Genomic DNA, 22,968 nt, shown 5'->3' on the forward strand with positions numbered 1-22,968 from the left:
TTAGGAATTATCTTTTTCTAATTTTTCAAAAATAATTTTAATTTCTTCTATGTCGCTTTCGCTATAATTATGGCTTGATTTAATATAACTTACTTGCTGTCCTTTTTCAAGATATAAAACCTTTTCATAGTCTTTTAAATTTATATGATGTTTTAGTTCAAGGTTGGTGTTTGTGTTAGGATAAAATTTTAAAAAATTATCCTCTCCGATATTTTCGGCTTTTATGTATATTTTTACATTGTAAACCATTTCATTTAAGAAATTTAATTTCGCATCAATTTGATATTTTAATTTTACAAGTTTTTTATACGAAATGCTAAGATGATTGTATTTTTTTATGATATCGTGATAAAGATTTGAAAATTTCATTTCTATGGCGCTAGGATTTTTAGTCTTTTGAAGTTTGATGATTTTGATTTGATTTTTGATTAGATAATCATAGTAATTTTGCATTTTGCTTATGGTGTCATCAAGCTTACTTTTTATTTTAAGGCTTAGATTTTTAAGATTTTCGCATTCTGTATCTGAGTTGTTTTCAATAGAAACTAGTGGTGAAACTACGATATTGTTTTTGAATTTTATATTGTTTGTTATGATTAGATTTTTTCTTGGATATAAAGTATTATCCGTTAGTAAATTGCAAATATAAATATTTTCTGCTTCTATTTTTCCACCCATGCAGTTTTCAACAAATACATTTTTAGCTATAATTGTCCCATTTTCTAAATTTTTTATATATACAGTGTCAGCTTGCAAAGTTCCTTTGTGTGTTGTAATAAAAATATCTTGTGCAAAAATTTCGCTTTTTGCATGAGTTAAGCCTTTGATACTGATATTTTTTCCATAAAGTTTTGTTGCTCCAACATTCCCATTTACTTTTATATTTGAAGCTTGAACATTTACAATACCTGATTTAATAGCATCATCACTTATATCAAAATTAGTGATTTCTAAGTTTATATTTTCATCGGTATTTGTTTTGATTGAACCGGTTGTTTTAAGCCCTATTTGTGATAATTTTAAATTATTTGCGATACAATATCCTGTATGATCTTTGTTTAAAAATCCATAATTGGCGCTAAAATATTTAATTCTATCTTCTAATTCTTCTGTGTAAATGCTTTCATCTTTTATGATAAAAGGATTATCAAGAAAGGCTATTGGATTTAAATGAAGTATCTCTCCTCTTAAATTTCGTCCTTCTTTTCCAAGAATTCTATAAATGTATTCAAAAAGTAGCTCATTTTTTTCAATAGGTTTACAGTAGTTTCCTTCATCATAGTTAATATTTTCGTCAAAACATTCTTCGTTAACATCTCTATGATAAATAATTTCATCACTTTTATGTTCAATCTTATCTACACCTTTGGCAATTTCAAGCTCTATTTCTTTAATAGATGGACTTTTTTGTATTGATAAGATAAAATCATCAATCTTGTCAAATAAATTTTTATCAAGTCTTAAGATTAAAAATTTTTGTTTGATCATTATTTTGTAGATATTTTGCAAAATATCAAATTTTAAATTAGGGTAATATTTAAAATTTTCTGTAAGGTTGATACTGGCTTTTAGATGGGTTAGGTTGGAGTTGGATCTAAGTTTGACTGTAAAAGGAAAACTTTGGGTTTTTGGGTAAATTTCTATAAGAAATTTTTGCACTATGGTATTGTAGTTTTTTACAAAAAAATCATCTGCATAAAATAAGTCAAAATCCTTTCTTTCATAAGTTTTTGTTTTTGCTGGTTTTACACTAGAACACAGAAGTTTAAAATCTATAACTCTAAAATCAAGAATTTGTTCTGTGTTTGCTTGTTCATGATTTAAACTTTCAAAAGGATTGAAAGTTTCTAAGGTTTTTACTTGAAAATTCATCTATCCCCCCCCCCATATCATTTTTTTGAGTCGTGAAATGGTGATTTTGTAGTGCATCTTCAAAAGTAGCATTGAATTTTTCGAAATTTTGATTCAAATCAAAATAATCCAAATGAACTAAAATTTGCCCACATTTTTCGCACTTTAAGGTATTTTCTTTGCTAACAAGCTCTTGATGTATAGTCTGTGGAACTGCATGGATACGCAAAGAACAATTGCAAATATAATCATGAGTTTTTTCAGCCCTTAGGTCTTGTTTGATTGATTTTAGTTTTATGTATTGTTCTAAGGTATAATGGATTTCTTGAAGGTGTAGGGTTTTTTTTGTAAAATTAGCTATCCATAAATCTTCATTAGCAAAATGATCTAAAATCCAATCTTTGGTTAATATGGAAAGTTCTTGAGACATTTTTACAATATCATTTGAGTGTTCTAAAAGCTCTTTAGTTTTTTCTACTAATATTTGATGAGATTTTTTATGTTCTTCAATCAAAGGAAAATCAATGCTTTCCATAAATTTTTCTTCATCTTTAAAATGAATTTTGATGTATTGAAATAGCTTTACAAGAATTTGTTTTAAATCATTTTTGTGTTGTGTATTATTATCTTGAATGTTTAGAGCTAAATCATTTGCAAGATTGGTAATTTCAAAAATTAGTTCGTGTTGTTTGTCTAATTGCATATTTTTAATGCTAAAATCTCTACTCCATTTAACTTTCATATTTTTTCCTTGCGATATAAATTATTTTTATATCGTATTTTTAGAGAATAAAATAATAGTTTTTATAAATAAATTTTAAAAAATGTATAAAATTTTAACCAATTTATTATTTATATATTATTTTTTTAGTTTTATAATTCTCAAGGCTTTTTAAGTATATTGTGATATAATTTTAGAGCCTTTTCTTAGACCTGTGCAATGCTATTTTTAAGCACCGCTTCAGGGTGGGAACACAGCAGAGCACTTGATTTTAGTGTGTGCCGCAGTTATCTGGGGAAGGGTTTTATTCATTTTAAAATTCCCTATTTATTTTTCAATCAGGCTAGCTTTTTTATAAATTAAAAATTTATTTAAAAATTATAATTTTAAGATTTATTAAAATATTAGTTAACTAGAATTTCATTACCAATATCAAAAGATAAACAATGGATAGAAAGAAAATTCCCTTGTTGGTGCTGCGTATTTTAATTGCAGCTGTGTTTTGGCCTATACCTACTCCTTGTAGGTTTGGAAGATAATTCTTGGCATTTTCTTGGGCTTTTTATTGCTGTGATTTTACAAGTAATGCCTTTGGGGCCTGTTTGTATGATAGCTATTGCCATAGTAGCTCTTAGTGGCATTACCACTACCCAATTGAAAATCTAAGTAAAATTTACACCAAAGCTACTTCGAAAACTTCTACGCAACAACTTATTGATGAGACTAAAATTTCCTTTAAATACTTCAGTACTTGATTTTTTATATCAAAAGAGTATAAGATGAAAAGGTAAATACTGCTATATCAAATTTAAAATCTAAAACGGGTATAAAAGACGCTTTAAGTGGTTTTTCAAATTCTCTTATTTAGCTTATAGTTATTCTATTATTGTGGCTCGTGGAGTTATTAAAACAGGACTTGGAGAGCATTTGGCTTATCATTTTATCAGTATTCTTGGTAAAAAAACCTTAGGTATTGCTTATTCTATAGCTTTTTGTGAAACTATTTTAGCTCCAGTTACTCCTTCAAATACTGCAAGAGCAGGGGCTATCATAAATCCTATAGTTCAAGTTATTGCAAGAAGTTTTAAATCCACTCCTGAAGATGGAACACAAAATAAAATAGGCACTTATCTTTCTTTGGTAAATTATCAAGAGCCAATCCTATTTCATCAGCTATGTTTATTACAGCTACAGCTCCAAATCCTTTGGTGCTTTATTTTCTCTCTCCGCTAGAAATTAAATCCACGCCTAATGCTTCTACTTTTACTAAAGATAAATTAAAAGAACTTGTAAAAATGAAAAATAGTGAAAAAATCATGCTCAGTGTTTTTGTCTCGCTTTTACTTTTATGGGCTGGAGCTTTGGGCTTGTTTTTTTGGAATTTCTCTTGATGCGACTAGTGTGGCTTTGCTTGGGTTGTCTTTGGTGTTGATTAGTGGAGTTTTAACTTTTGGGGAAGTTTTGGCCGAAAAAGCTGCTTGGAATACTTTAGTATGGTTTTCAGCTCTTGTAATGATGGCAACTTTACTTGGCAAACTTGGCGTTACACAGTTTTTAGCTGAAGCTTAAGGTGAATTTGCTTCTGCTATGGGACTTGGGGAAATTTCTATTATGATATTTTTAAGCCTTGCTTTTTTTATATACACACTATTTCTTTGCTTCCATTGCAGCTCATATATCAGCAATGTTTTTTGTTTTTTTAGTGCAGCTTGCCTTAGGAGCACCACCACTTCTTTATGCTTTTATTATGATAGCTTCAGGTAATGTTATGATGGCATTAACTCACTATGCAATAGGAACAGCTCCTGTTATTTTTGGAACAGGCTGTGTAACTCTTAAAAAATGGTGGAGTATAGGTTTTGTGATTTCCATAGTTGATATAGTAGTGATGATAGCTGTTGGGCTTATTTGGTGGAAAATTTTAGGATTTTATTAATAATTTCTAGGAATTAATTCCTAGAAATTATTCTATAAAACCGCTTGCTATGACTTTATCATGATCATAAAAGACTGCCATTTGTCCGCTAGCAAGTCCATAAACAGGATCTTTTAGGATGATTTTTGCACTTTTATCTTCATAAATTTCTACCTTGCAAGGTGTGGATTTTGAACGATAGCGGATTTTCACTTCGCAATCAAGCTCTTTAGCGTCTATAAAAAGATTGATATTTTTTAGGTTAAATTCACTGATTTTAAGTTCTTCTTTGGTTCCTACGATGATTTGGTTTTGCTTAGGATTGATTTTTAAAACAAAATGTGGTTCATGTGCCCCACGCACTTCAAAGCCCCTTCTTTTGCCTATGGTATAGTGCATATAGCCCTCATGTTTGCCTACCACTTTTCCGCTACTATCTAATACTTCTCCAGGAATTTTTGTATCCATAAACTGATCTAAAACTTGCACATAAGTATCTTCAACAAAGCAAATTTCAGAACTTTCCTTTTGGGTGGCAAAAGATTTTAAAACCTCTATAGTGGAAGCAAATTTTTTCACATCTTCTTTTTTCATTTCGCCTAGCGGAAAAATAAGATATTTTAAAGCTTCTTTATCTGCGCTAGCTAAAAAATAGCTTTGATCCTTGCTTTCATCTACTGCGGTTTTTATTAAGTTGTTTTCAAGTCTTGCATAATGCCCTGTGGCAAGTTTTTCACAACCTAAACTTTTAGCAAATTCTAAAAGTTTTCCAAGTTTGATAAAACGGTTACATAAAGCGCAAGGATTTGGTGTTTTACCCTCTTTATAAGTATCCACAAAAGGCATGTAAACTTTGTTTTTAAAATCTTCTTGTAAGTCTAAAATATGATAAGGAATTTGCAAAAAGTTTGCAACTTTTTCTACTTTTTTGATATTTTCTTCGTGATAATTTGGTTTGCCATGAAGTTTCATATAACAACCTATAACTTCATGACCTAAATTTTTAAGTTTATAAGCAGTGACTGTACTATCAACTCCACCGCTCATAGCGACTAGAATTTTCATTAAATTTCCTTTAAAGTATTAATTATAAAATCCAAGTCGTCAGTGATTTTATACTTTAACTCATCTCCTTTAGAAATCACTTCAAGTTTGAGTAAAGAATTTCTGACGAACTCATCAAAACCTCGCCAAAATTCACTCCCAAACAAAATAATAGGAACATCTTTTTTAAATTCTAATTGTTTTAATGTAAGAATTTCACACAATTCATCAAGTGTTCCAAAGCCGCCTGGGAAGATCACAAAAGCTAGACTCTTTTCAATAAGAGCCATTTTGCGTATGGCTAAGCTCTCAAAAGTAATATTATATTCTACAAAATCATTAAGTTTTTGCTCGTGAGGTAAAAATATATTAAACCCTACAGAACTCATTGAATTTGTATTATTTTTTTGTGAAAAAGCACCTTCGTTGGCTGCACGCATAATACCACCACCTCCACCACTTATCACACAAAAACCATTTTGAACACATTTTTGTGCCAAAATTTTAGCCTGCTGATAATAAAAATTATCTTCTTTAAGTCTTGCTGAACCAAAAAAAGTTACGGCATTTTTTAGGTTTGGTATGTTAGCAAATTTTTCTAAATCTTGGCTTATTTTTTCATTCATTTTTCAACCTTTAGTTAAAATAAATTCCATTCTAGCTAAAAATTTATAATAAGTTCTTTATTATATAAGTTTTAATAGGTTTATTTTATTAAGATTAGGAATTTAAAGACTTTTAAATCCTTAAGCTTTAATATCTATACTTTTTTGTGCAGTATTTTGAGAAATAATTTTGTTAAATTCTCCTGTGTTATCATCACTAAATTTCATACCAAAAAGAAGTTCTAATTCTTTACTAGTGCTAAATTTACCTTCTAATAGTTTTTTTACAAGTTCGTTTCTTGTGCTATCATCTTTGTAAGTTTCTTTGTTTTTACTTTCGCCTTGAATGGCTTTGAAGGGTTTTTCACTTTGTTGAGTGATAATTTCATCATCACTAGAAAGCAACATTTTATCACCCATAGCCATTTCGTATTCTTTCACAAATTCATCGTATCTTTGCTTAAAATCTATGTATTTAGTTTTAAACTCATTTAAGCTTAAATCTTTACTTATAAGTGCGTCAAATTCTTTATAAAATTCATCGGCTTTTTTGATGATGTCGTAGCCCAAATGAAACATCTTAGAATAAGAAACAAAAAAACCTAACATCATTTTCTCCGTAGTTGGGTCCCATTTTGTATAAGCAGGATTAAAATCTTTTAAAGGGGATTTTTCTATTTTATTGGGGTCTTTTAAAGCATTTGACTTCATAAAGTTGTTAAATTCTTGCATATCTTTTTTGCTAATACTTTCATCAAGTCCGAATATTTTAGGATTATACTCAAATTTTTTTCCACGATAAGGCAAAGCACCTTCTCCTGTTATAACGGCTACTCCGTGTTTGTTGATTTTAAAATCAATATTTTTATCTTGTTTAAAATTTGAAGTGTTATAATCATAGTTTAAATTTGAGTTTAGACTATTTATCATTAGTTTTTCCTCTTTACTTGATAGAATACCCACCAAGATATCTTTCTAAAAAGTCTTTATAGTTTGAACTGATTTCCTTAACTACTCTGTAATTATTCAAAGACAGGACTTGATTTTACTCTATACCAAGAACCTGATTGTTCGTTGATTACAGCCACTCCATAAGAAAAATACACAAATCTTTTCCCTAAATTAGAAATACCAATATTTCTTTTCACAGTATATCCAAGAAAGTTACGATAAGGGTCATCGCCCACTATACTCATAGTTTCCCAAAGTCTTTTTTGATTGATATAGGAATGCTTACCATTAACCAAACAATTTGTAGTTTCTATACCGCACATTCCACCAAATCGAACAAGTCCTTCTCTATTCCAATAATATTGATCTCCGTTACTATCTTGAAATAAAGTTAATTCCAAATTCCAATCAGGTTTGGCAAAGGCTATAACTTCATTATCACTAAGTCGTTTTAAATAGGTTATATACCCACCCTTCACTTCTTTCATCTCTTCAAGGCTGAGTTCTTTGACACCCGGGCTTGTATCGCTTAAGGCACCTTTTGTGAGTTTAGCTAAAAAATCCTCAGCAAAACAGAACTAGTCAGTAAAGAAGTTAAAGCTAATAAAGCAAAAATCTTTTTCATTGAAAATCCTTTCATAAATTCTTTTTGTAAGTTCTTTAAAACTACTATCGACTTATTCTAGAAAAAGTTTAATCTTGCTTTGAAAGTTAAGTGAATTTTCTTTAAATACTTAAAATTTTATTCTCGGTTTGTTTGCTTTTGTAACAAATTTTCATTTTTATCTTAAATTATATTAAGCAAGTAAAAATATTTAAAGATTTTAAAATATTTTATCTTAGAATAATAAACTTTTCAATATCAAGGATTAAATTTTAAAATTAACTTGAGCTGATTATTTAAAATGTAAGGATTGACTAATGAAAAAAATTTTCTTAACATTTATGGTTTTAGTTAATTGTGTTTTTGCTAGTGATGAGCTAAATATAGACAGTTTATTTAAAAAGCAAATAGGCTTAAGAAGCATTACAAGCTTTTCTTTACTTAGCACAGGAAATGCAAACTCGTATTCTCTTTATCCTAATATAACAATAGGCGGAGATCCTACAATTTGGAATGATACAAAGCAGGTGTTTTTAACTCAAACTTTCATTTATACCCTAACACCTAAGTTTGACATACTTATTTCAGGGGGCGGAAGTTATGCAAGACAAGAATATACAAATTTTTTCACAAATGCATATTCCCATAAAGATCGCATAGGATTTGATAATCTATGGCTAGGTTTTATTTATACAGGCGATAGTATTGCAGATTTAATTCCACAAATTACCTTTCAAACTGCAGTTGTTCAAAGAGAAAAAGCAATCAATCAAACCAAAAACTTTTATCTAAAATCACAAAGCTTACAAGCTAGTTTAAGGGGATATAGCGATCCTGTAGTTTATAGTATTTATACAGGGTTTGGTTATAATCAATCAAGAAAATTTAAAACCCTTAAAATAGAGTATGGAAATAGTATTTATGTGGGTGGGGATTTATCTATTATTCTAAGTCCTAAAATTACTTTAGATTTAGGAGCAGAGCAAAGATTTCAAATGAAACAAAAAATCAATGGCTATCAAAATTCTGAAGTGCGTTCTATTCCAACTTTAAGTTTAGGTTCTACTTATAGCATTAATTCAGATACCGCAGTTTCTGTTAATGCTAGTTTTGGAGGAAGCTCTGCTTCTCCTGATAGCATATTTGGGATAAGCTTATGGAAAAAATTCTAAAAATTTTATTATTTTTACCCATTCTTGCTTTGAGTACAAAAGCCGAATGGGTAGTTAAGTCTTATCAAGAAATTAAAAACGAAAGAGTAATAAGACAAACTTATGAGCAATCTTGTGGTGCTTCATCTTTAGCAACTTTACTTAATATACTTGATGATCAAAAAAAGTTTGATGAACTTGAACTTTTAAAGATTATGAGCGGACAAGAACTTTATACGGATATGGTAAGCTTTGCAGATTTAAACGATGCAGTTAAAAAACTGGGCTTTCAAAGCAATTCATATCAAATCAATAGAGAAAACTTGGATAAACTTGTAAATATTCCAATGCTTGTAAAAATTGAAGATGATCCACGCTTTCCACATTTTGTTATAATTATCAATCATAAAGGTAATTATTTACAAGTGCTTGATCCAAGCCATGGAGAATATATAAGTTCTAAAAGTCAATTTTTTAGTATTTGGGATAGATATAATAAAGGTGGTTATGCTTTAATTGTTGCTCCTAAAAAAGAGCTAAAACCTTTTAAGTTAAACACTCCAAAATCTTTACATTTTGATTTCAGCCCTTTTAGTTTGTTTTAGTTTTAATTCGTTTATATTTATTATTCTTAATTTGTAGGCTAAAACTTTTTATCTTAGTTGTTCTAATCTTTCTTTTTTAGAACCAATTTCTGTAATTTGAACGCCGAAGTTACCATCGACAATTACTACCTCGCCATAAGCAATTCTTTTATCCCCAATTAAAATTTCAAGCGGATCGTTTGCAAGTTGATTAAGCTCCACAACTGAACCTATATCCATAGTTAAAACATCTTTTAAAAGCATTTTTTTATTGCCTATACGCACACGAACAGGCAAACGCACATCCATGATAAGATTGATATTTTTAAGCTCTTCGCTAAGCATTATCGCTTTTTCTTCAGTATTGTGATTAGAATCAGTGCTTGTATTTCCTGTTTCAGCAGGTTTCCCGCTTAGGATGTTATGGAGTGTTTGATCCATGGCTAAAGAAACTTGTTCTTCTAAATCGCCTATTTTTACATCATATAAAAATAATTTTTTAAAATCTTTAAAATCTACGCTTTCAGCCACAAATTCACAAGATTCTATGCTAAAATCCATTTTTGGAATGTCTTTTTGGGCTCCTAAGGTTGTAGAAAATGCTGAAATGATATTTTGGATGGCTTCTTTAGCTGCATCCATTTCATCAGGACCTAGTTTATCGTTTTTGGTGATCTCTTCTTCACCCATCATCCATTCACCAATAGCACTCATTAAAATAGCACCAGCTAAAATTCCTATTTTTCCACCATTTGCTATATTAAATATAGCATACACTAAAGGTGCTTTTAAAGTATCGCTTGTATTGACATCAAATTCTTTATATTCGCTAAATTCAGCACTTTTTCCTGTTAAACCTTCAATGGTGCTGATGCATTCATTTGTAAACATTTTTAAAAAATCATTGATCATATTTCTTCATCCTCCTCTTCAGGCTCATCATAAACACTAGCTTTAGCTTTACGCTCTTCTTCGTATTTTTCCAAAATTTCTTTGATTTCATCTTTATCTGTGCGTATAAGTTCTAAAATTTTAATAGATTTTCTAAAACGATGCAATCCAATTTGTGCTAAGAAAACATCTTTTTTATCGATGCTTACTATAGCTTTATCATCTGCTTCTCTATCAAGTCTTAAGATATCGCCTTGTTTAAGTTCTAAAAATTCATGAACATTAATTAAGGTTTTTCCTAAAATTGCCTCATATACCACTTCAGCACGACCGATTAAAGTTTTAAGTTCTTTGTTGCGTGATTTTTTGGCTGAGGTTTCACCCATCATAATATCACGGTTTGCTAAACGGCTTAATATACTTTCTAAATGTACTACAGGATAGCAGATATTTACCATTCCGCTTGAATTTCCTATGATGATTTCCATTACTACCATGATAACAATCTCATTTTGAGATACGATTTGTACAACATTTGGACTTGATTCTTTAGCTTCTATACTAGGATAAATTTCAGTTACGGTAGCCCAGCTTTCTTTAAGTCTTTGCATAATGATACGCAAAATAGAATCAAGCAAATTAAGCTCAATATCCGTAAGCTCACGCGAAGCTTCATAGCTATCACCTTGTCCGCCCAAAAGTCTATCTATCATAGGAAAAGCTATGCTTGGATTGATTTCTAAAACACAGTTTCCATCTAAAGGTTTGATAGAAAAAACGTTAAAACTTGTTGGGCTTGGCAAAGACATTAAAAACTCTCCATAAGTCATCTGATCGACTGAATGAAGTTTAGTTTCAACAATACTTCTCATCATCGATGAAATTTGAGAGGCTAAATTTCTTGCTAATTTATCATGTATGCCTTTAATCGTCCTAAGTTGTTCTTTTGAAACTCTGTTTGGACGCTTAAAATCATATACAACGATATTTCTTTCATCTTTTTCATCTTTTGAATTTGAGGCTATGGGTGTGTCGGTGTTATCATCGACAACTTCAAGTAGAGCATCAATTTCTTCTTGGGAGAGTATCTCAGCCATTACACTAGCCTTTCTCTAAGTTTTTTAAGAAGTTTTTTGTGAATTTGTGAAATTCTGCTTTCACTGATTTGTAAAATTTCACTGATTTCTTTTAGGCTTAATTCTTCATAATAATAAAGCTGAATAATTAACTGATCGCGCTCTTTAAGATCATCTAGCACTTCGTGAATTTTTTCTAAAAGTTCTTCTTTTTCAATTTTTTCTAAAGTATTGTCTTCATTATAAAGTTCGATTTGCTCATCAATGGGCAGGGTATAGCTAATAGCATGAGCTGTTCTTACTTCTTTGATTTTTTCTACATCTAAATCAAGTTTTTTGGCTAGATACTCATCATCAGGTTCGCATTCATGTTCTAAAAAATATTCATCCATGATTGCATCAATATCTTTAATAATTTTACGATTATTTCGACTCATTACATCAAGACTTCTAAGATAATCAAGCATAGAGCCGTTAACTCTTTTTCTTGCAAAACCCCAGAAGTTATCATTTTGTTCTTTATCGTAACGGCGTGAAAGCTTTATCATTTCTTCAACGCCTATGCTAATAAGATCATTAACATCTATACTTGAAGGCAAGCGTTCTTTTAGTCTAAAAGCCATAGCACGCAGAGCTGGCATGTAAGAAAGCACAAGCTCATCTTGCTCTTTCTTTAGCATTTGTGCATAAGCTTTAGGCGGCTCTTTTAGCATTTCTTCGTCTTTCTTTGAATTCATTTTTCTTTAGCTCTTCTCTTTCTTCATTGAGCTTTTCTAAAATTATATCCATTTTCTTTTCACGAATAACTAAATCGTTGATAATATTATTGCTAGTTTTTTCATAATCGTGTTTATTAAAGATTCTGCCACTAATTTTCTTTACATCTATAAAATTCATAATAGCAATATGAACAAAAACATAAAACATAAAAGTAATAAAACAAGTAAAAATCAGTATATCAAAGGCTTCATCTATACTAATAATGCTAAATGCAAGTCCTATAAAAAATCCACAAACAGTGAAAAATGCTACGTAATTTTCTGGCCTCATAATCTCTTCTCTTTATTGCTAAAATCTTTCAATAATTTTTCTAAAAAAACTTGAAAAACTACGATTTGAAACATTATCAAGCACTTTCCGTTCCAATCTATATAAAAGCTTGGAAGCTAGGGCTTTAATCTCATCACTTGAGGCTGTGTTTTCATCGCTAAATAAAGTTCTTTTTTTAATACTACCACTTACATCTTTAGAAGCGCTTAAATGACCTAAGAATTCTAAATTTAAAGGATTTTTAATGTTTGCATCTGCAACTTTTTTAATATTTTCAAAAACTTTTAAAGCTTCATTTTCATTTTTTACAACATTAAAGAGCATTAGTAAATTTTCTTTTGTCTTAGAAGTTGTTTTTATGGTTGCATACGCATCAGTGATTGCTGCAGGATCAGGAACAGTTACTACTATAACTTCATCAGCCATTTCTAAAAAATTTAAAATATTTCCACCAATACCCGCGCCTGTGTCGATAATAAGAAAATCAAGTTCATCTAAAATACTTGCTTGATTTAAAAATCTCTCGTAAATATTTTTATCATTATATTTTAAAATCTCATCTCCACTTTCGCCTGGGATGAGCCATAAATTTGGCTTAACTTCTATTAAAATGTCTTCCAAGGAGCATTCTCCGCGTAAAACATGCAAGAGATTTTTTTGTATGCGTACATTTAAAATGACATCCAAATTTGCCAAGCCAATATCAGCATCAAAAAGCCCAACTTTATAGCCATTATTTGCTAAAACATTGGCTAGATTCGCGCTAATCGTACTTTTTCCAACGCCACCTTTTCCACTTGTAATAGCTATAAAATGAGTGTTTTGGGATTTTTTGGTTCCATTTTGACTCATGAGATTGCGAAGTTTATTTGCTTGGTTATTCATTATTTTTTCCTTTGTTAAACCCTTCTAAAATACAATGAACTAGAAAATCACTATTGGCTACTTCTAAATCATCTGGCACTTCTTGTCCTATAGAGAAAAAGCTTAGAGGAATATTTGTTTCATAAACAAGAGAGAAGATATTTCCAAAAACCTTTGTTTCATCAAATTTAGTAATAATCAAAGTATCAATATTTAAGAATGAAAAATTTTTATAAATTTCCATTAAATCTTCATGTTTGGTGTTTGCAGAAACCACTAAATTTACATCAATTTCTGCATTTGAGTGCATTAAAAATTCTTTAGTTTTAGCAAGTTTGCTTTGATCGTATTGTGAATTTCCTATAGTATCAACTAAAATTACTTCGCAATTATTTAAGCTTTTTATCGCTTCATCTAAATCCTTTGGTTCTATGCTATCAATAATAGGAAGTTTCATCATTTTTGCATACTGAAAAAGTTGCTCAACTGCACCGATTCTATAAGTATCAAGCGTAATAATACCTGTTTTATAACGCTTATCTCCATAAGCATAGCGAAAAGCTAACTTAGCTAAGGTTGTTGTTTTTCCGACTCCTGTTGGGCCTACTAGCATCATGATTTTTTGTTTTTTTATATCGCTTTCAACACGACAAGGCAAGATATTTCTTAAAAGTGAGTGAAAATATCTTTGAACCGCATCTTTGTTGGTTTTCATAGCAGCTGGCATATTTTCTATAGTTGCTTTCATAATCGCTTCTAGATGATTTTCAAGCATTCCACTTTCTTTGGCTTGTTTATAAATACTTGCAAATTCAGGAGGTATCATAAGATTTTTTCTAGCTTCAGCTTTATCGTCCCACATCATATCTGCAAGAAGATCTATTTTATCATTAAGCTTGTTGATTTGTTTTTCAAATTGCTTTTCAAAATTTTCTATTTTTTTATTATAATTTGGATTAGGGGTGTAATTTTCTAAAGGTGTGTTTGTGACTTTAGAAATTTCATTGCTAACTTCACTTAGTTTTTCTTTGAAATCATCAAAGCCTAGAGTCTTATTTTGATGAGGGTTGATTTTGTTTTGTGGAAAATCTTGATAGGTTTTTTTAGCTAAGTCATTGTTTTTTACAGTGTTTAAATTTGTATTTAAGCGAGTGTTTGAGAAATCCAAGACTACATCTTCATCTTCTTGAGGGATTTGAGATCTAATTTTTTCTTCTGCAAGAGAGGTAGAGGATGGTTTTGGCGAGCTTTTTTTTGCAGGTAAAGATTTTCCTTGTTTTTTTAAGTGTTCTTCATAGTCGCTTTCTTCTATGGCTACCATAACCTCATAAAGCGCACTGCGATTTAAGGTTTTAGGACGAATTTGTTTATTTGTTATAATTAAAGCTTTATCTCCGTAATCTTCTTTTACTTTGGGTATAATTTGTTCTGTATCTTCAACGGTAAAAGTATGTATAAGTTGTCCCATTTATATTCCTTATATCATGCCTAAAGGCAAAATTACACTCACTCTTTCTTTAGCCCCTTTATGAGGCACCTCACACCACTTATCACGCTTGACTTTTTGTGAAAAGTATAAAAGATCTAAATCAAGCGTTCTAGGAGCGTTTTTGAAAGTTCTCTTGCGTTTAAATTTTACTTCATAGTAAAGTAAAACTTTCAAAAGTGCTCGTGCATGCAAATTAGTTTGTATCAACATAACAGCATTGGTAAAATCTTTTTGCTCTTTAAAACCAAAGGCTTCATTTATCAACATAGGAGATGTGGATAAAATTTTAAATCTTTTATCATCCATCATTACTCGAAAAAGCATATCAAATCTTTTTTTTTCGGGTTCTATATTGCTTCCTAAGCCTATAAGAGCTAAATATTTAAAAGATCGTATATTTTGACTAAAAAAAGGAAAAAAACGACTTTTTTCAAAGTGTTTTACTCCTTGAATTTTTAGCATTATTATTTATTCGTTTGTTGTGCTTGTTGCATTGCGCGCAAATTTTTTATTTGTTCGCAAATTTGAATTATACCCATTAAAGCCAAGTGATAGCCAAAAGGACCAAAACCAACAATAGTTCCAGAACATACAGGCGCTATAAGACTTTTTTGACGAAATTCTTCTCTGCGATAAACATTGCTAATATGTACTTCAATTGTAGGCAAAGCTACTGCTGCAATAGCATCGCGAATAGCTACTGAAGTATGAGTATAGCCTGCTGCATTGATAATAATTCCATCAACTGTTCCAAGGCATTCTTGAATTTTATCTACGATTTCACCTTCAAAATTACTTTGGAAAAAGTCAAGTTCTACATTGTTTTGCGATGCTGCAAGTTTCATTTGCTCATGAATTTCTTCCATTTTCATAGCACCATAAATTCCCACTTCTCTTACGCCAAGCATATTAACATTTGGGCCTTGGATAATCATTATTTTCATGGATTTAACCTTAAAAATTTATTTTTAACCTTTTATTATAACATTTTAAAAATAAATTTTTGCTACAATGTAATTTTTGAAAGGAAAATCGTGTTTATAGTTGCTGCAAGATATCTTTTTTTATGCGATGAAGATTTTACAATACTAGAAAATCAAGCCTTTGTTTTTGAAGATAAAATTTTAGAATTGGGTGAATTGGATAATTTAAAAAAAAAATATCCTAAGGCTAAAATCATCAAAACACCTAAAAATTCGGTTATTTTACCTGCTTTTATAAATCCTCACACACATTTAGAATTTAGTGCAAATTCAACAACTTTACATTTTGGAGAATTTTTAATTTGGCTTAAAAGTGTTATAAATTCTCGTTCCATATTAAATGCACAGGCCAAAGAAGAATTAATACTTCAAAGCATTAAAAAAATGCAAAAAAGTGGTATAGGCACTATAGGTGAAATTTCAAGTTTTGGGAGTGATTTAGATCCTTGCTTAAAGGCTAGTCACAAGGGTATGCGTATAGTATTTTTTAATGAAATTTTGGGTACAAATGAAAATCAAGTTGAAGATAAAAAACAAGAATTTTTAAAAAGATTTGAAAATTCTTTGAAATTTAAAAATGATTTTTTTATCCCGGCAATTTCGATTCATTCTCCTTATTCAACTCATCCTAGTTTGGCTCATTTTGCTCTTGATTTAGCTAAAAAGCAAAATTTACTAGCTAGTACGCATTTTTTAGAAAGTAAGGCTGAAAATATCTGGCTTAGAGAGTCTAAAGGGGGTTTTAAAAAATGGCTTGAAAATTTCACACTTCATCCTAAGCCTCTTTATACACCAAAGGATTTTGTTAAACTTTTTAAAGGAGTAAGGACTCTTTTTACGCATTGTGTTTATCTAAAAGAATATGAATGGTTAGATAAAAATTTACATTCTATTACACATTGTGCATTTTCAAATCGCCTTTTAAGTCAAAAAAGCTTAGATTTAAAAACGGCTTTAAAAAGTGGATTAAATATCCATTTAGGAACCGATGGACTTAGCTCAAATATTTCATTGTCTTTACTTGATGAAATGCGCGCGAATTTGCTTATACATAAGAATTTTGATTTATTAGAGTTAGCCTCTAAGCTTTTGCAAATGGTAACACTTTATCCTGCAAGGGCTTTAAATTTAAATTTAGGAGAGCTTAAAAAAGGTAAAATTGCTGATTTTAACGTATTTGAGCTAGGAGAATGTGATAAAAAGCAAGCTCCTTTGCAGTTTATTTTAAATGCTAAGGAAGTGGATAAATTATTTATAAAAGGAAAAGAATGCAAATTTTAAAATCATTTTTTAAGGCTTTAGGATGCGGTATAAAATTTATCAATACTTATTTTAAAACCTTTGTTTTATTGTTGATTGTTATATGGATTTTAATACCTAGTGCAAATTCAAGCTCTAATCTTGCAAATTTAGAACGCATTGATTTAAAGGGTGAAATTTTTGACAGCTCTGCGGTTTTGGAAAAAATTATCAATGCTAAAAATGATAGCAATATCAAAGGAGTGCTTTTTGTTATAGACTCTCCTGGTGGAGCTTTTGCTCCTAGCATGGAACTAGCTCTAGCTATAAAGGATTTAAAAATTAAAAAGCCTGTGCTTGTTTATGCAAGCGGAACTATGGCAAGTGGAAGTTATTTAGCAGGAGTTGGAGCAAATAAAATTTTAGCCAATCCGGCAAGTTTTATAGGCTCTATCGGTGTGATTATGCAAGGAGCTGATTTAAGCGGATTGGCTAATAAACTCGGTATTAAAGAACAAACTATTCAAGCGGGTGAATTTAAAAGTGCTGGAACTTTTGCAAGAGCTTGGAATGAGAATGAAAGAAATTTTTTACAGGGTTTAATTGATCAAAGTTATGATCTTTTTACAGGTTTTGTTGCCAAGGAAAGAGCATTAGATCTTAACAAAAAAGATCAATGGGCAAATGCAAGAGTGTTTTTAGCTGCCAAGGCTAAGGAGCTTGGTCTTATAGATGAGCTTAGTAATTATGAAAATGCTAAAAAGGAGCTTGAAAAACTTGCTAATGTTTCAAATCCTGTTTGGAAAGAAGAAGATAAGATTGATAAATTTCTTAACCGCCTAGAAGGACAAACATCAAGCTTGATAAGTAAAAGCTTAATCGAAATCGCTTATAAAACTAATAGCAGTTTTATAAACGCTAGATAAAATATATAAATATTTTTATTTAATTTTTGTAATATTTTTATGCAATAATTATTTATATCTTAGATAAGGAGTAAAATAATGAAAAAAAATATTGTTTTTTTCGAAGTTAAAGGTGGGAGTGATAAAGGTGAAGATGGCTATAGAAAAGATACCATGCCTATGGTAAATGCCTTAAAAGCTAAGGGTTGGAATGCTGAGGTGATTTTTTTTGAAGTGGGTAAAAAAGATGAAATTTACAAATATGTGAAAGAAAATTTTGATGGTTATGTTTCTCGCATCAATCCTGGCAATCTTAAAGAAGAAAATGAGTATTTTGATATGTTAAGAAAACTTTGTGCCGATAAGCTTGTAGGTATGCCTCATCCTGATGCTATGATAGGTTATGGTGCTAAAGATGCACTTACAAAATTAGCAGATACTGATCTTGTTCCAAGCGATACTTATGCTTACTATGATATTAAGACTTTTAAAGAAAATTTTCCAAAAAGTTTGGCTAAAGGTGAAAGGGTTTTAAAACAAAATCGTGGCTCTACAGGAGAGGGAATTTGGCGTGTGAGTGTAGAGGGTAATGTTAGTGGAGATAGTTTGCCTTTAAACACAAAAATCAAATGTACAGAAGCTAAGGATAATCATGTAGAACATAGAGAGCTTGGGGAATTTATGGATTTTTGCGAGCAATATATCATAGGTGATAATGGTATGCTTGTGGATATGACTTTTTTACCGCGCATTAAAGAAGGTGAAATCAGACTTTTAATGCTTTATAACACCCCTGTAAATGTAGTGCATAAAAAACCAGCCGAAGATGCTGATGCTTTTTCTGCTACGCTTTTTAGTGGGGCAAAATATCGCTATGATAAGCCAGAAGATTGGAAAACTTTGGTGGATATGTTTTTAGGCGAGCTTCCTAAGGTAAGGGAAAAATTAGGCAATTACGACTTACCATTGATTTGGACGGCTGATTTTATTTTAGATACTGATGAAAAGGGCAATGATAAATATGTTTTAGGCGAGATTAATTGTTCTTGTGTAGGTTTTACTTCTCATTTAGAACTTGCTGATGAAGTAGCTTCAAATATTATTAATATTGTAAGTAAAACTAAGGCTTAGTCTTTAAGCTTAATGTCCATTTTATTATTGTAAAATGGACATTCTTTTTCTATTGTTTTTAAGTTTGAGCTATATTCTATCGAGAAAAAATTTTCACAAAATGAGCATTTTGTATCTTTGGTTAGTATAGGATAGGAATAGTCAAATTTATCCAAAATAAAATATTTTATTTTTTTATCCTTAAATTTCCTTCTTTGTCTAACTTATACTTTATTTATTATTTTAACGCATAAATAGTTAATTAGAAATTTTCTGAATATTTTTTATAAAACTGTATGGCTTCTTTGCATTTTTTACATTTAAATTTTACGCCCTTAAGTTGAATTTTTTGATGAATTCCAAATGGTACATCATGCATTTGTTCTACGCATTCGCATGTATAAAGATAAACTGTATTTTCATCATCTTTTTCTTCTTTGACTTCTTCAAAGCTTACTTCCCCATCATCTTCAGAAGTTAAAGAAGATCTTCTGTATTGTTCAACTTTCACATCTTTATAGAGTATATGTTCTAAAAGCCATTTTTTAGAAACTGTGTAAAGCTTCTCTTTTAAATCATTAGTGGTTTTTATGTTTTGTATAAGATAAGACATATCACGAATGATATTTTATGCATGATTTTGTGTTCATTTAAATAAGGATAATGAATTTCTTGCATATAATCTTCTTCATTACTAAAATGTTCTTTCATATAGTTAAAAAGTTCTGTTAAAATTTCTTTGAGTTCTTCTCGTTTTACAAATTTATAAACAGCACTTTCAACCTTGCTTGCAAGTTCACAAAGTTTTTGGTGTTGAATGTCAATCATTGTGTCATGAATACTGTATTTTTCATTCCAAGTTGGAATTAGTTTATCTAAAAGCACCTTCTTTAATTTTTATATTTAAAATTAATTTAATATATTTGAGTGAAATATTACATAATATTTTATTAAAATATTATTAATTAGAAATTATTTATTTTATTTATATTTGTATAATATAAAAAATATATATAATTAATATTAAAAATTAAGACTTACTGATTCTAGTATAGAATCAGTAAATAATAATATGTGCAATTTGTGGCCCATGAACACCAAAAACAGTGATAAGTTCTATATCTGCTGTTCTTGAAGGCCCTGCTATAAATAAGATATTAGTAGGTAAAATTTCATTTTCTTTTTTTACTAAATTTAAAGCTTCGCTAAGACTTTTAACAACATTTTCTTTTTTAAGCAATACTATGCAAAGTTTAGGTGCAAGGCTTAGCATTCTAGGTTGGGTTTTACTTGAAGGTATAAGTGCAACTCCGTGAGAGCTTACCCCTGCTCTTGCGTGAATGATGGAAAAATCACTATGAAAAACTTCAGATCTTAAATTTTCGATTTCTTTATCAAAGCAAATCTTTTTTTCTGCTTTGATTTGTTCTAAATTTAAATTTAAATCCGCTCCATAAATCATACTTTTAAAGCTATATTTTGCGACAATTTCATTGATTTTTTCTTCTAAGGTATCTTTTGTAGCATTTTCAACGATGTATTTGTTATCGCTCATTTTTTGCTTCATTTCTGTAAGCATATCTTGGGTTGTCTGGATATGTTCTACAGGATCTATACTTTCAATGCGTGTGAAAGTTGTTTCTTTGTAAGCTTTTTTAAGATGTTCTAAAATATTTGCTTTGCTTTTGCTTGAAATTTCATCGATTTTACTCATAGCTTACTCCTTCTAGTTTTTGCACTTCTTTATAAAGATCCATTTTAATTTGAGGTAATTCTTTAAAAGCGTACCATTTTTTAATCACAGGCAAAATGCTTGCGAAATTTTGTACCGTCCAGTTGAAATAATGTGCTTTTGAAAGTGAAAAACGCCATTTATCGCCATTGGTTGCGATATTTTTAAATTGTTTAAAAGCAAAGGCTTCTAGGGCATTGTGATGAACATTATTTGCTCCTAAAGGTGGATTTTTACCTTGTCCTATTTTATCACATCTTAATTTGCGAATAAGATCAGCCAAAGGAATTTGGACTGGACAAACTTCAGAACAACGCCCACAAAGTGAACAGAAATTCAAAATATCTCCTGTATGATCTATACCAAAAATATTAGGACTGATTACTTCTCCTATAGGTCCTGGATAAGTGGTTTGATAAGCATGTCCGCCGATTTGATCATAAACAGGGCAAAAATTCATACAAGCCCCGCATCGAATACAACGCAAAGCCTCATAATAATCCTCATGAGCTAACATTTTAGAGCGATTGTGATCAAATAAAATCACATGTACTTCTTTAGGACCATCTAAATCTCCATTTTTTCTAGGACCTGTAATGATATTGTTATAAGTTGGTATAAATTGTCCTGTGGCTGAAGGAGTAAGTAAAGAAACCATAGTAGCCGCATCTTCAAAGCTTTCCATGATTTTTTCTATACCACAAAGTGCGATATGAATATCAGGTGCTGTAGTGCACATTCTACCATTTCCTTCATTTTCTATAAGCCAAAAAGCTCCTTCTCTTGACATGGCAAAATTGACCCCACTAAGTCCAAGTTTTAAGCCTTCAAAATCTTTTCTTAAATGTTCTCTAGCCACCGCATTTAAACTTTCGGGTTCATCGTTTTCTAAATTTGCTCCTAATTTTTCTTTGAAAATTTCTCCGATTTCATGGCGGTTTCTATGTATGGCAGGTACAACTATGTGTAAAGGGGGTTCTTCATTAAGCTGTAAAATAAGCTCTCCAAGATCGGTTTCTATAGCTTTTAAACCTTTTTTTTCTAGGTAGTGATTTAGGCCTATTTCTTCACTTGCCATAGACTTGCCTTTTAAAAGCTTGGTGATATTTTTTTCTTTCATGATTTCATAGACGATTTCACAGGCATCTTCATCACTACTTGCCCAATGCACCTTAATGCCATTTTTTGTAGCATTTTTTTCAAATTCTAAAAGTCTTTCTTCTAAGCTCATTAAGGCATTATTTTTAGCTTGCTTAGCTTTAGCTCTTAAGCCCTGCCAGTCTTTAAATCTAGCATCAATAACATTGAGTCTATTTTTTTGCAAAGTATGCATGGCAGTCATTAAATTTTCTTGCATTTGTTTGTCATTGAGTTTAATTTGAACGATTTGTTCGTGAGGAATTTTTTGACTCATAGTCTCCCTCCTTCTAAGCGTTTAAGTAAAAAGTCATATAAATGTATGCCTTTTATATCCAAACCCATTCTTTTCATTGTGCCATCTATATTTAAAAGACAACCTCCATCACCACTGATGAGATATTTTGCACCGCTATTTTGTATATCTTTGATTTTGCTTCTTACCATAGCATTTGAAATTTCAGGCTCTTTTACTGAAAAGGTTCCTCCAAAACCACAGCATTCTTCTTCGTATTGAAGTTCTACTAATTCTACGTTTTTTAGTTTTTTGATAAGATTTTTACTCGCTTGTATGCTTTTTTGCACTCTTAAAGCATGGCAATTAGAATGCCAAGTTACTTTTATAGGTACACCTTTATCTTCATAATCTACTTTTAAAACTTCATCAAGGTATTGTGAAAGTTCTATCACTCTAGAGCTAAAAGTTTTTATTTTGGAAAATTCAGGTCTGTTTTTAAAAAGCTCTTTATAGTCATGACTCATCATACCCGCACAAGAACCACTGGGTACAACGATGGGATAATCTTTATCAAATAAATCTACATTATATAAAGCGATCTCACGACTTTCATCGAAATAACCTGAGTTAAAAGAAGGTTGGGCGCAACAGGTTTGATTTTTTTTGAAAATCACTTCAATACCCTCACGCCTTAAAAGTTTTATCGCATTTAAAACGCTTTGTTGCATAGCAGTACTTCCTAAGCATGTGGCGTAAAAATACACTTTTTTCATCATTTTTCTCCTTTTAGGATAATTTAGGATAAATGTTCTAATCCTGTAAAAATAA

At 30.4% G+C, this 22,968-nt stretch carries 28 protein-coding genes, 1 other RNA gene and 1 pseudogene; 11 read left to right on the forward strand and 19 right to left on the reverse strand.

Annotation, left to right across the window (positions count from 1 at the left end; all coding sequences use genetic code 11):
• On the reverse strand, positions 1 to 1,872 hold the full coding sequence (locus FBF20_RS00240; RefSeq protein ID WP_002851645.1) for a FapA family protein: 1,872 nt from the start codon (positions 1,870 to 1,872) through the stop codon (positions 1 to 3).
• Positions 1,829 to 2,593, reverse strand: coding sequence for a bacteriohemerythrin (locus tag FBF20_RS00245; protein ID WP_002911176.1), 765 nt, complete (start codon positions 2,591 to 2,593; stop codon positions 1,829 to 1,831). Before FBF20_RS00245 ends, FBF20_RS00240 begins: the two co-directional genes overlap by 44 nt.
• A gap of 182 nt (positions 2,594 to 2,775) precedes the next feature.
• Here FBF20_RS00245 and ffs point away from each other — a divergent pair.
• From ffs to FBF20_RS09040, 6 genes are all read left to right on the forward strand, one after another.
• An RNA gene (gene ffs / locus FBF20_RS00250) (signal recognition particle sRNA small type) lies at positions 2,776 to 2,873 on the forward strand.
• A gap of 227 nt (positions 2,874 to 3,100) precedes the next feature.
• Complete coding sequence (locus FBF20_RS00255; RefSeq protein ID WP_002851951.1) at positions 3,101 to 3,238, forward strand: hypothetical protein; 138 nt, start codon at positions 3,101 to 3,103, stop codon at positions 3,236 to 3,238.
• 222 nt (positions 3,239 to 3,460) lie between these two features.
• Positions 3,461 to 3,805 carry an anion permease gene (locus tag FBF20_RS00260; protein ID WP_002851927.1) on the forward strand — a complete coding sequence of 115 codons (345 nt, stop codon included), beginning with the start codon at positions 3,461 to 3,463 and terminating at the stop codon, positions 3,803 to 3,805.
• Entirely contained in the window at positions 3,748 to 3,963 is a 216-nt protein-coding gene (locus FBF20_RS09030) for an anion permease (RefSeq protein ID WP_002869943.1), read from the forward strand. Before FBF20_RS00260 ends, FBF20_RS09030 begins: the two co-directional genes overlap by 58 nt.
• Positions 3,878 to 4,141 carry an anion permease gene (locus FBF20_RS09035; protein ID WP_002868357.1) on the forward strand — a complete coding sequence of 88 codons (264 nt, stop codon included), beginning with the start codon at positions 3,878 to 3,880 and terminating at the stop codon, positions 4,139 to 4,141. Before FBF20_RS09030 ends, FBF20_RS09035 begins: the two co-directional genes overlap by 86 nt.
• Before the next feature lie 115 nt (positions 4,142 to 4,256).
• Positions 4,257 to 4,508 (forward strand): anion permease, encoded by a 252-nt coding sequence (locus FBF20_RS09040; protein ID WP_002851683.1) that lies wholly within the window; start codon positions 4,257 to 4,259, stop codon positions 4,506 to 4,508.
• Between the two features lie 27 nt (positions 4,509 to 4,535).
• On the opposite strand, the gene mnmA is transcribed toward FBF20_RS09040, so the two are convergent.
• The 4 genes and pseudogenes from mnmA to FBF20_RS00295 form a co-directional block, all read right to left on the reverse strand.
• Positions 4,536 to 5,552, reverse strand: coding sequence for a tRNA 2-thiouridine(34) synthase MnmA (gene mnmA / locus FBF20_RS00280; protein ID WP_002851977.1), 1,017 nt, complete (start codon positions 5,550 to 5,552; stop codon positions 4,536 to 4,538).
• A complete protein-coding gene (locus tag FBF20_RS00285; protein ID WP_002851677.1) occupies positions 5,552 to 6,157 on the reverse strand; it encodes a TIGR00730 family Rossman fold protein in 606 nt (201 codons plus the stop codon). The genes mnmA and FBF20_RS00285 overlap by 1 nt, the downstream gene beginning before the upstream one ends.
• 120 nt (positions 6,158 to 6,277) lie before the next feature.
• A complete protein-coding gene (locus tag FBF20_RS00290; RefSeq protein ID WP_002851701.1) occupies positions 6,278 to 7,066 on the reverse strand; it encodes a hypothetical protein in 789 nt (262 codons plus the stop codon).
• A gap of 13 nt (positions 7,067 to 7,079) precedes the next feature.
• A pseudogene (locus FBF20_RS00295) lies at positions 7,080 to 7,727 on the reverse strand (hypothetical protein).
• Between the two features lie 281 nt (positions 7,728 to 8,008).
• On the opposite strand from FBF20_RS00295, the gene FBF20_RS00300 reads away from it, so the two are divergent.
• A complete protein-coding gene (locus tag FBF20_RS00300; protein WP_002864362.1) occupies positions 8,009 to 8,863 on the forward strand; it encodes a hypothetical protein in 855 nt (284 codons plus the stop codon).
• Positions 8,848 to 9,447 (forward strand): C39 family peptidase, encoded by a 600-nt coding sequence (locus tag FBF20_RS00305; RefSeq protein ID WP_002851963.1) that lies wholly within the window; start codon positions 8,848 to 8,850, stop codon positions 9,445 to 9,447. Before FBF20_RS00300 ends, FBF20_RS00305 begins: the two co-directional genes overlap by 16 nt.
• A gap of 48 nt (positions 9,448 to 9,495) precedes the next feature.
• Here FBF20_RS00305 and fliY read toward each other — a convergent pair whose 3' ends face one another.
• The 8 genes from fliY to aroQ are packed head-to-tail and all read right to left on the reverse strand — an operon-like array spanning position 9,496 to position 15,740.
• Positions 9,496 to 10,338, reverse strand: coding sequence for a flagellar motor switch protein FliY (gene fliY / locus FBF20_RS00310; RefSeq protein WP_002891032.1), 843 nt, complete (start codon positions 10,336 to 10,338; stop codon positions 9,496 to 9,498).
• Positions 10,335 to 11,414 (reverse strand): flagellar motor switch protein FliM, encoded by a 1,080-nt coding sequence (gene fliM / locus FBF20_RS00315; protein WP_002851710.1) that lies wholly within the window; start codon positions 11,412 to 11,414, stop codon positions 10,335 to 10,337. Before fliM ends, fliY begins: the two co-directional genes overlap by 4 nt.
• A complete protein-coding gene (locus FBF20_RS00320; protein WP_002851943.1) occupies positions 11,414 to 12,106 on the reverse strand; it encodes an RNA polymerase sigma factor FliA in 693 nt (230 codons plus the stop codon). Before FBF20_RS00320 ends, fliM begins: the two co-directional genes overlap by 1 nt.
• Positions 12,087 to 12,443: a membrane protein gene (locus FBF20_RS00325; RefSeq protein WP_002851727.1), complete on the reverse strand. Its 357-nt coding sequence runs from the start codon at positions 12,441 to 12,443 to the stop codon at positions 12,087 to 12,089. Before FBF20_RS00325 ends, FBF20_RS00320 begins: the two co-directional genes overlap by 20 nt.
• Positions 12,444 to 12,461: 18 nt before the next feature.
• Positions 12,462 to 13,328, reverse strand: a complete 867-nt coding sequence (flhG, locus tag FBF20_RS00330; protein ID WP_002851985.1) for a flagella biosynthesis ATPase FlhG — start codon at positions 13,326 to 13,328, stop codon at positions 12,462 to 12,464.
• The gene (flhF, locus tag FBF20_RS00335) at positions 13,321 to 14,775 is read right to left on the reverse strand and encodes a flagellar biosynthesis protein FlhF (protein WP_002851941.1); all 1,455 of its coding nucleotides are present in this window, start codon (positions 14,773 to 14,775) and stop codon (positions 13,321 to 13,323) included. The genes flhG and flhF overlap by 8 nt, the downstream gene beginning before the upstream one ends.
• A 9-nt stretch (positions 14,776 to 14,784) precedes the next feature.
• Entirely contained in the window at positions 14,785 to 15,258 is a 474-nt protein-coding gene (folK, locus tag FBF20_RS00340) for a 2-amino-4-hydroxy-6-hydroxymethyldihydropteridine diphosphokinase (RefSeq protein WP_002851803.1), read from the reverse strand.
• A gap of 2 nt (positions 15,259 to 15,260) precedes the next feature.
• The gene (aroQ, locus tag FBF20_RS00345) at positions 15,261 to 15,740 is read right to left on the reverse strand and encodes a type II 3-dehydroquinate dehydratase (protein ID WP_002852001.1); all 480 of its coding nucleotides are present in this window, start codon (positions 15,738 to 15,740) and stop codon (positions 15,261 to 15,263) included.
• Positions 15,741 to 15,830: 90 nt separating this feature from the next.
• Here aroQ and FBF20_RS00350 point away from each other — a divergent pair, with 90 nt between their 5' ends.
• From FBF20_RS00350 to FBF20_RS00360, 3 genes are all read left to right on the forward strand, one after another.
• The gene (locus FBF20_RS00350; RefSeq protein WP_002851913.1) at positions 15,831 to 17,060 is read left to right on the forward strand and encodes a metal-dependent hydrolase; all 1,230 of its coding nucleotides are present in this window, start codon (positions 15,831 to 15,833) and stop codon (positions 17,058 to 17,060) included.
• The gene (gene sppA / locus FBF20_RS00355; RefSeq protein ID WP_002851869.1) at positions 17,048 to 17,944 is read left to right on the forward strand and encodes a signal peptide peptidase SppA; all 897 of its coding nucleotides are present in this window, start codon (positions 17,048 to 17,050) and stop codon (positions 17,942 to 17,944) included. Before FBF20_RS00350 ends, sppA begins: the two co-directional genes overlap by 13 nt.
• Positions 17,945 to 18,022: 78 nt before the next feature.
• Positions 18,023 to 19,054: a Cj0069 family protein gene (locus FBF20_RS00360; protein ID WP_002851763.1), complete on the forward strand. Its 1,032-nt coding sequence runs from the start codon at positions 18,023 to 18,025 to the stop codon at positions 19,052 to 19,054.
• 241 nt (positions 19,055 to 19,295) lie between these two features.
• Here FBF20_RS00360 and FBF20_RS08800 read toward each other — a convergent pair whose 3' ends face one another.
• The 5 genes from FBF20_RS08800 to FBF20_RS00380 all read right to left on the reverse strand — a co-directional run bounded on the left by FBF20_RS08800 (position 19,296) and on the right by FBF20_RS00380 (position 22,916).
• Positions 19,296 to 19,646, reverse strand: coding sequence for a cation-binding protein (locus tag FBF20_RS08800; RefSeq protein ID WP_002851815.1), 351 nt, complete (start codon positions 19,644 to 19,646; stop codon positions 19,296 to 19,298).
• Positions 19,622 to 19,918 carry a hemerythrin domain-containing protein gene (locus FBF20_RS08805; RefSeq protein WP_002864365.1) on the reverse strand — a complete coding sequence of 99 codons (297 nt, stop codon included), beginning with the start codon at positions 19,916 to 19,918 and terminating at the stop codon, positions 19,622 to 19,624. Before FBF20_RS08805 ends, FBF20_RS08800 begins: the two co-directional genes overlap by 25 nt.
• A gap of 172 nt (positions 19,919 to 20,090) precedes the next feature.
• Positions 20,091 to 20,747 carry a lactate utilization protein C gene (locus tag FBF20_RS00370; RefSeq protein ID WP_002851721.1) on the reverse strand — a complete coding sequence of 219 codons (657 nt, stop codon included), beginning with the start codon at positions 20,745 to 20,747 and terminating at the stop codon, positions 20,091 to 20,093.
• On the reverse strand, positions 20,740 to 22,179 hold the full coding sequence (locus FBF20_RS00375; RefSeq protein ID WP_002851925.1) for a LutB/LldF family L-lactate oxidation iron-sulfur protein: 1,440 nt from the start codon (positions 22,177 to 22,179) through the stop codon (positions 20,740 to 20,742). The genes FBF20_RS00370 and FBF20_RS00375 overlap by 8 nt, the downstream gene beginning before the upstream one ends.
• Complete coding sequence (locus tag FBF20_RS00380) at positions 22,176 to 22,916, reverse strand: (Fe-S)-binding protein (RefSeq protein WP_002851599.1); 741 nt, start codon at positions 22,914 to 22,916, stop codon at positions 22,176 to 22,178. Before FBF20_RS00380 ends, FBF20_RS00375 begins: the two co-directional genes overlap by 4 nt.
• Between the last annotated feature and the right edge of the window lie 52 nt (positions 22,917 to 22,968).

It is taken from the genome of Campylobacter sp. CFSAN093259, from assembly GCF_012889985.1.
Taxonomy (GTDB): domain Bacteria; phylum Campylobacterota; class Campylobacteria; order Campylobacterales; family Campylobacteraceae; genus Campylobacter_D; species Campylobacter_D jejuni.

Coding starts and splice junctions, on each gene's coding strand:
- FBF20_RS00240 (WP_002851645.1), bottom strand. CDS start 1,872: ATGAATTTTCAAGTAAAAACCTTAGAAACTTTCAATCCTTTTGAAAGT.
- FBF20_RS00245 (WP_002911176.1), bottom strand. CDS start 2,593: ATGAAAGTTAAATGGAGTAGAGATTTTAGCATTAAAAATATGCAATTA.
- FBF20_RS09030 (WP_002869943.1), top strand. CDS start 3,748: ATGTTTATTACAGCTACAGCTCCAAATCCTTTGGTGCTTTATTTTCTC.
- FBF20_RS09040 (WP_002851683.1), top strand. CDS start 4,257: ATGTTTTTTGTTTTTTTAGTGCAGCTTGCCTTAGGAGCACCACCACTT.
- mnmA (WP_002851977.1), bottom strand. CDS start 5,552: ATGAAAATTCTAGTCGCTATGAGCGGTGGAGTTGATAGTACAGTCACT.
- FBF20_RS00285 (WP_002851677.1), bottom strand. CDS start 6,157: ATGAATGAAAAAATAAGCCAAGATTTAGAAAAATTTGCTAACATACCA.
- FBF20_RS00290 (WP_002851701.1), bottom strand. CDS start 7,066: ATGATAAATAGTCTAAACTCAAATTTAAACTATGATTATAACACTTCA.
- FBF20_RS00300 (WP_002864362.1), top strand. CDS start 8,009: ATGAAAAAAATTTTCTTAACATTTATGGTTTTAGTTAATTGTGTTTTT.
- FBF20_RS00305 (WP_002851963.1), top strand. CDS start 8,848: ATGGAAAAAATTCTAAAAATTTTATTATTTTTACCCATTCTTGCTTTG.
- fliY (WP_002891032.1), bottom strand. CDS start 10,338: ATGATCAATGATTTTTTAAAAATGTTTACAAATGAATGCATCAGCACC.
- fliM (WP_002851710.1), bottom strand. CDS start 11,414: ATGGCTGAGATACTCTCCCAAGAAGAAATTGATGCTCTACTTGAAGTT.
- FBF20_RS00320 (WP_002851943.1), bottom strand. CDS start 12,106: ATGCTAAAAGAGCCGCCTAAAGCTTATGCACAAATGCTAAAGAAAGAG.
- FBF20_RS00325 (WP_002851727.1), bottom strand. CDS start 12,443: ATGAGGCCAGAAAATTACGTAGCATTTTTCACTGTTTGTGGATTTTTT.
- flhG (WP_002851985.1), bottom strand. CDS start 13,328: ATGAATAACCAAGCAAATAAACTTCGCAATCTCATGAGTCAAAATGGA.
- flhF (WP_002851941.1), bottom strand. CDS start 14,775: ATGGGACAACTTATACATACTTTTACCGTTGAAGATACAGAACAAATT.
- folK (WP_002851803.1), bottom strand. CDS start 15,258: ATGCTAAAAATTCAAGGAGTAAAACACTTTGAAAAAAGTCGTTTTTTT.
- aroQ (WP_002852001.1), bottom strand. CDS start 15,740: ATGAAAATAATGATTATCCAAGGCCCAAATGTTAATATGCTTGGCGTA.
- sppA (WP_002851869.1), top strand. CDS start 17,048: ATGCAAATTTTAAAATCATTTTTTAAGGCTTTAGGATGCGGTATAAAA.
- FBF20_RS00360 (WP_002851763.1), top strand. CDS start 18,023: ATGAAAAAAAATATTGTTTTTTTCGAAGTTAAAGGTGGGAGTGATAAA.
- FBF20_RS08800 (WP_002851815.1), bottom strand. CDS start 19,646: ATGTCTTATCTTATACAAAACATAAAAACCACTAATGATTTAAAAGAG.
- FBF20_RS00370 (WP_002851721.1), bottom strand. CDS start 20,747: ATGAGTAAAATCGATGAAATTTCAAGCAAAAGCAAAGCAAATATTTTA.
- FBF20_RS00375 (WP_002851925.1), bottom strand. CDS start 22,179: ATGAGTCAAAAAATTCCTCACGAACAAATCGTTCAAATTAAACTCAAT.
- FBF20_RS00380 (WP_002851599.1), bottom strand. CDS start 22,916: ATGATGAAAAAAGTGTATTTTTACGCCACATGCTTAGGAAGTACTGCT.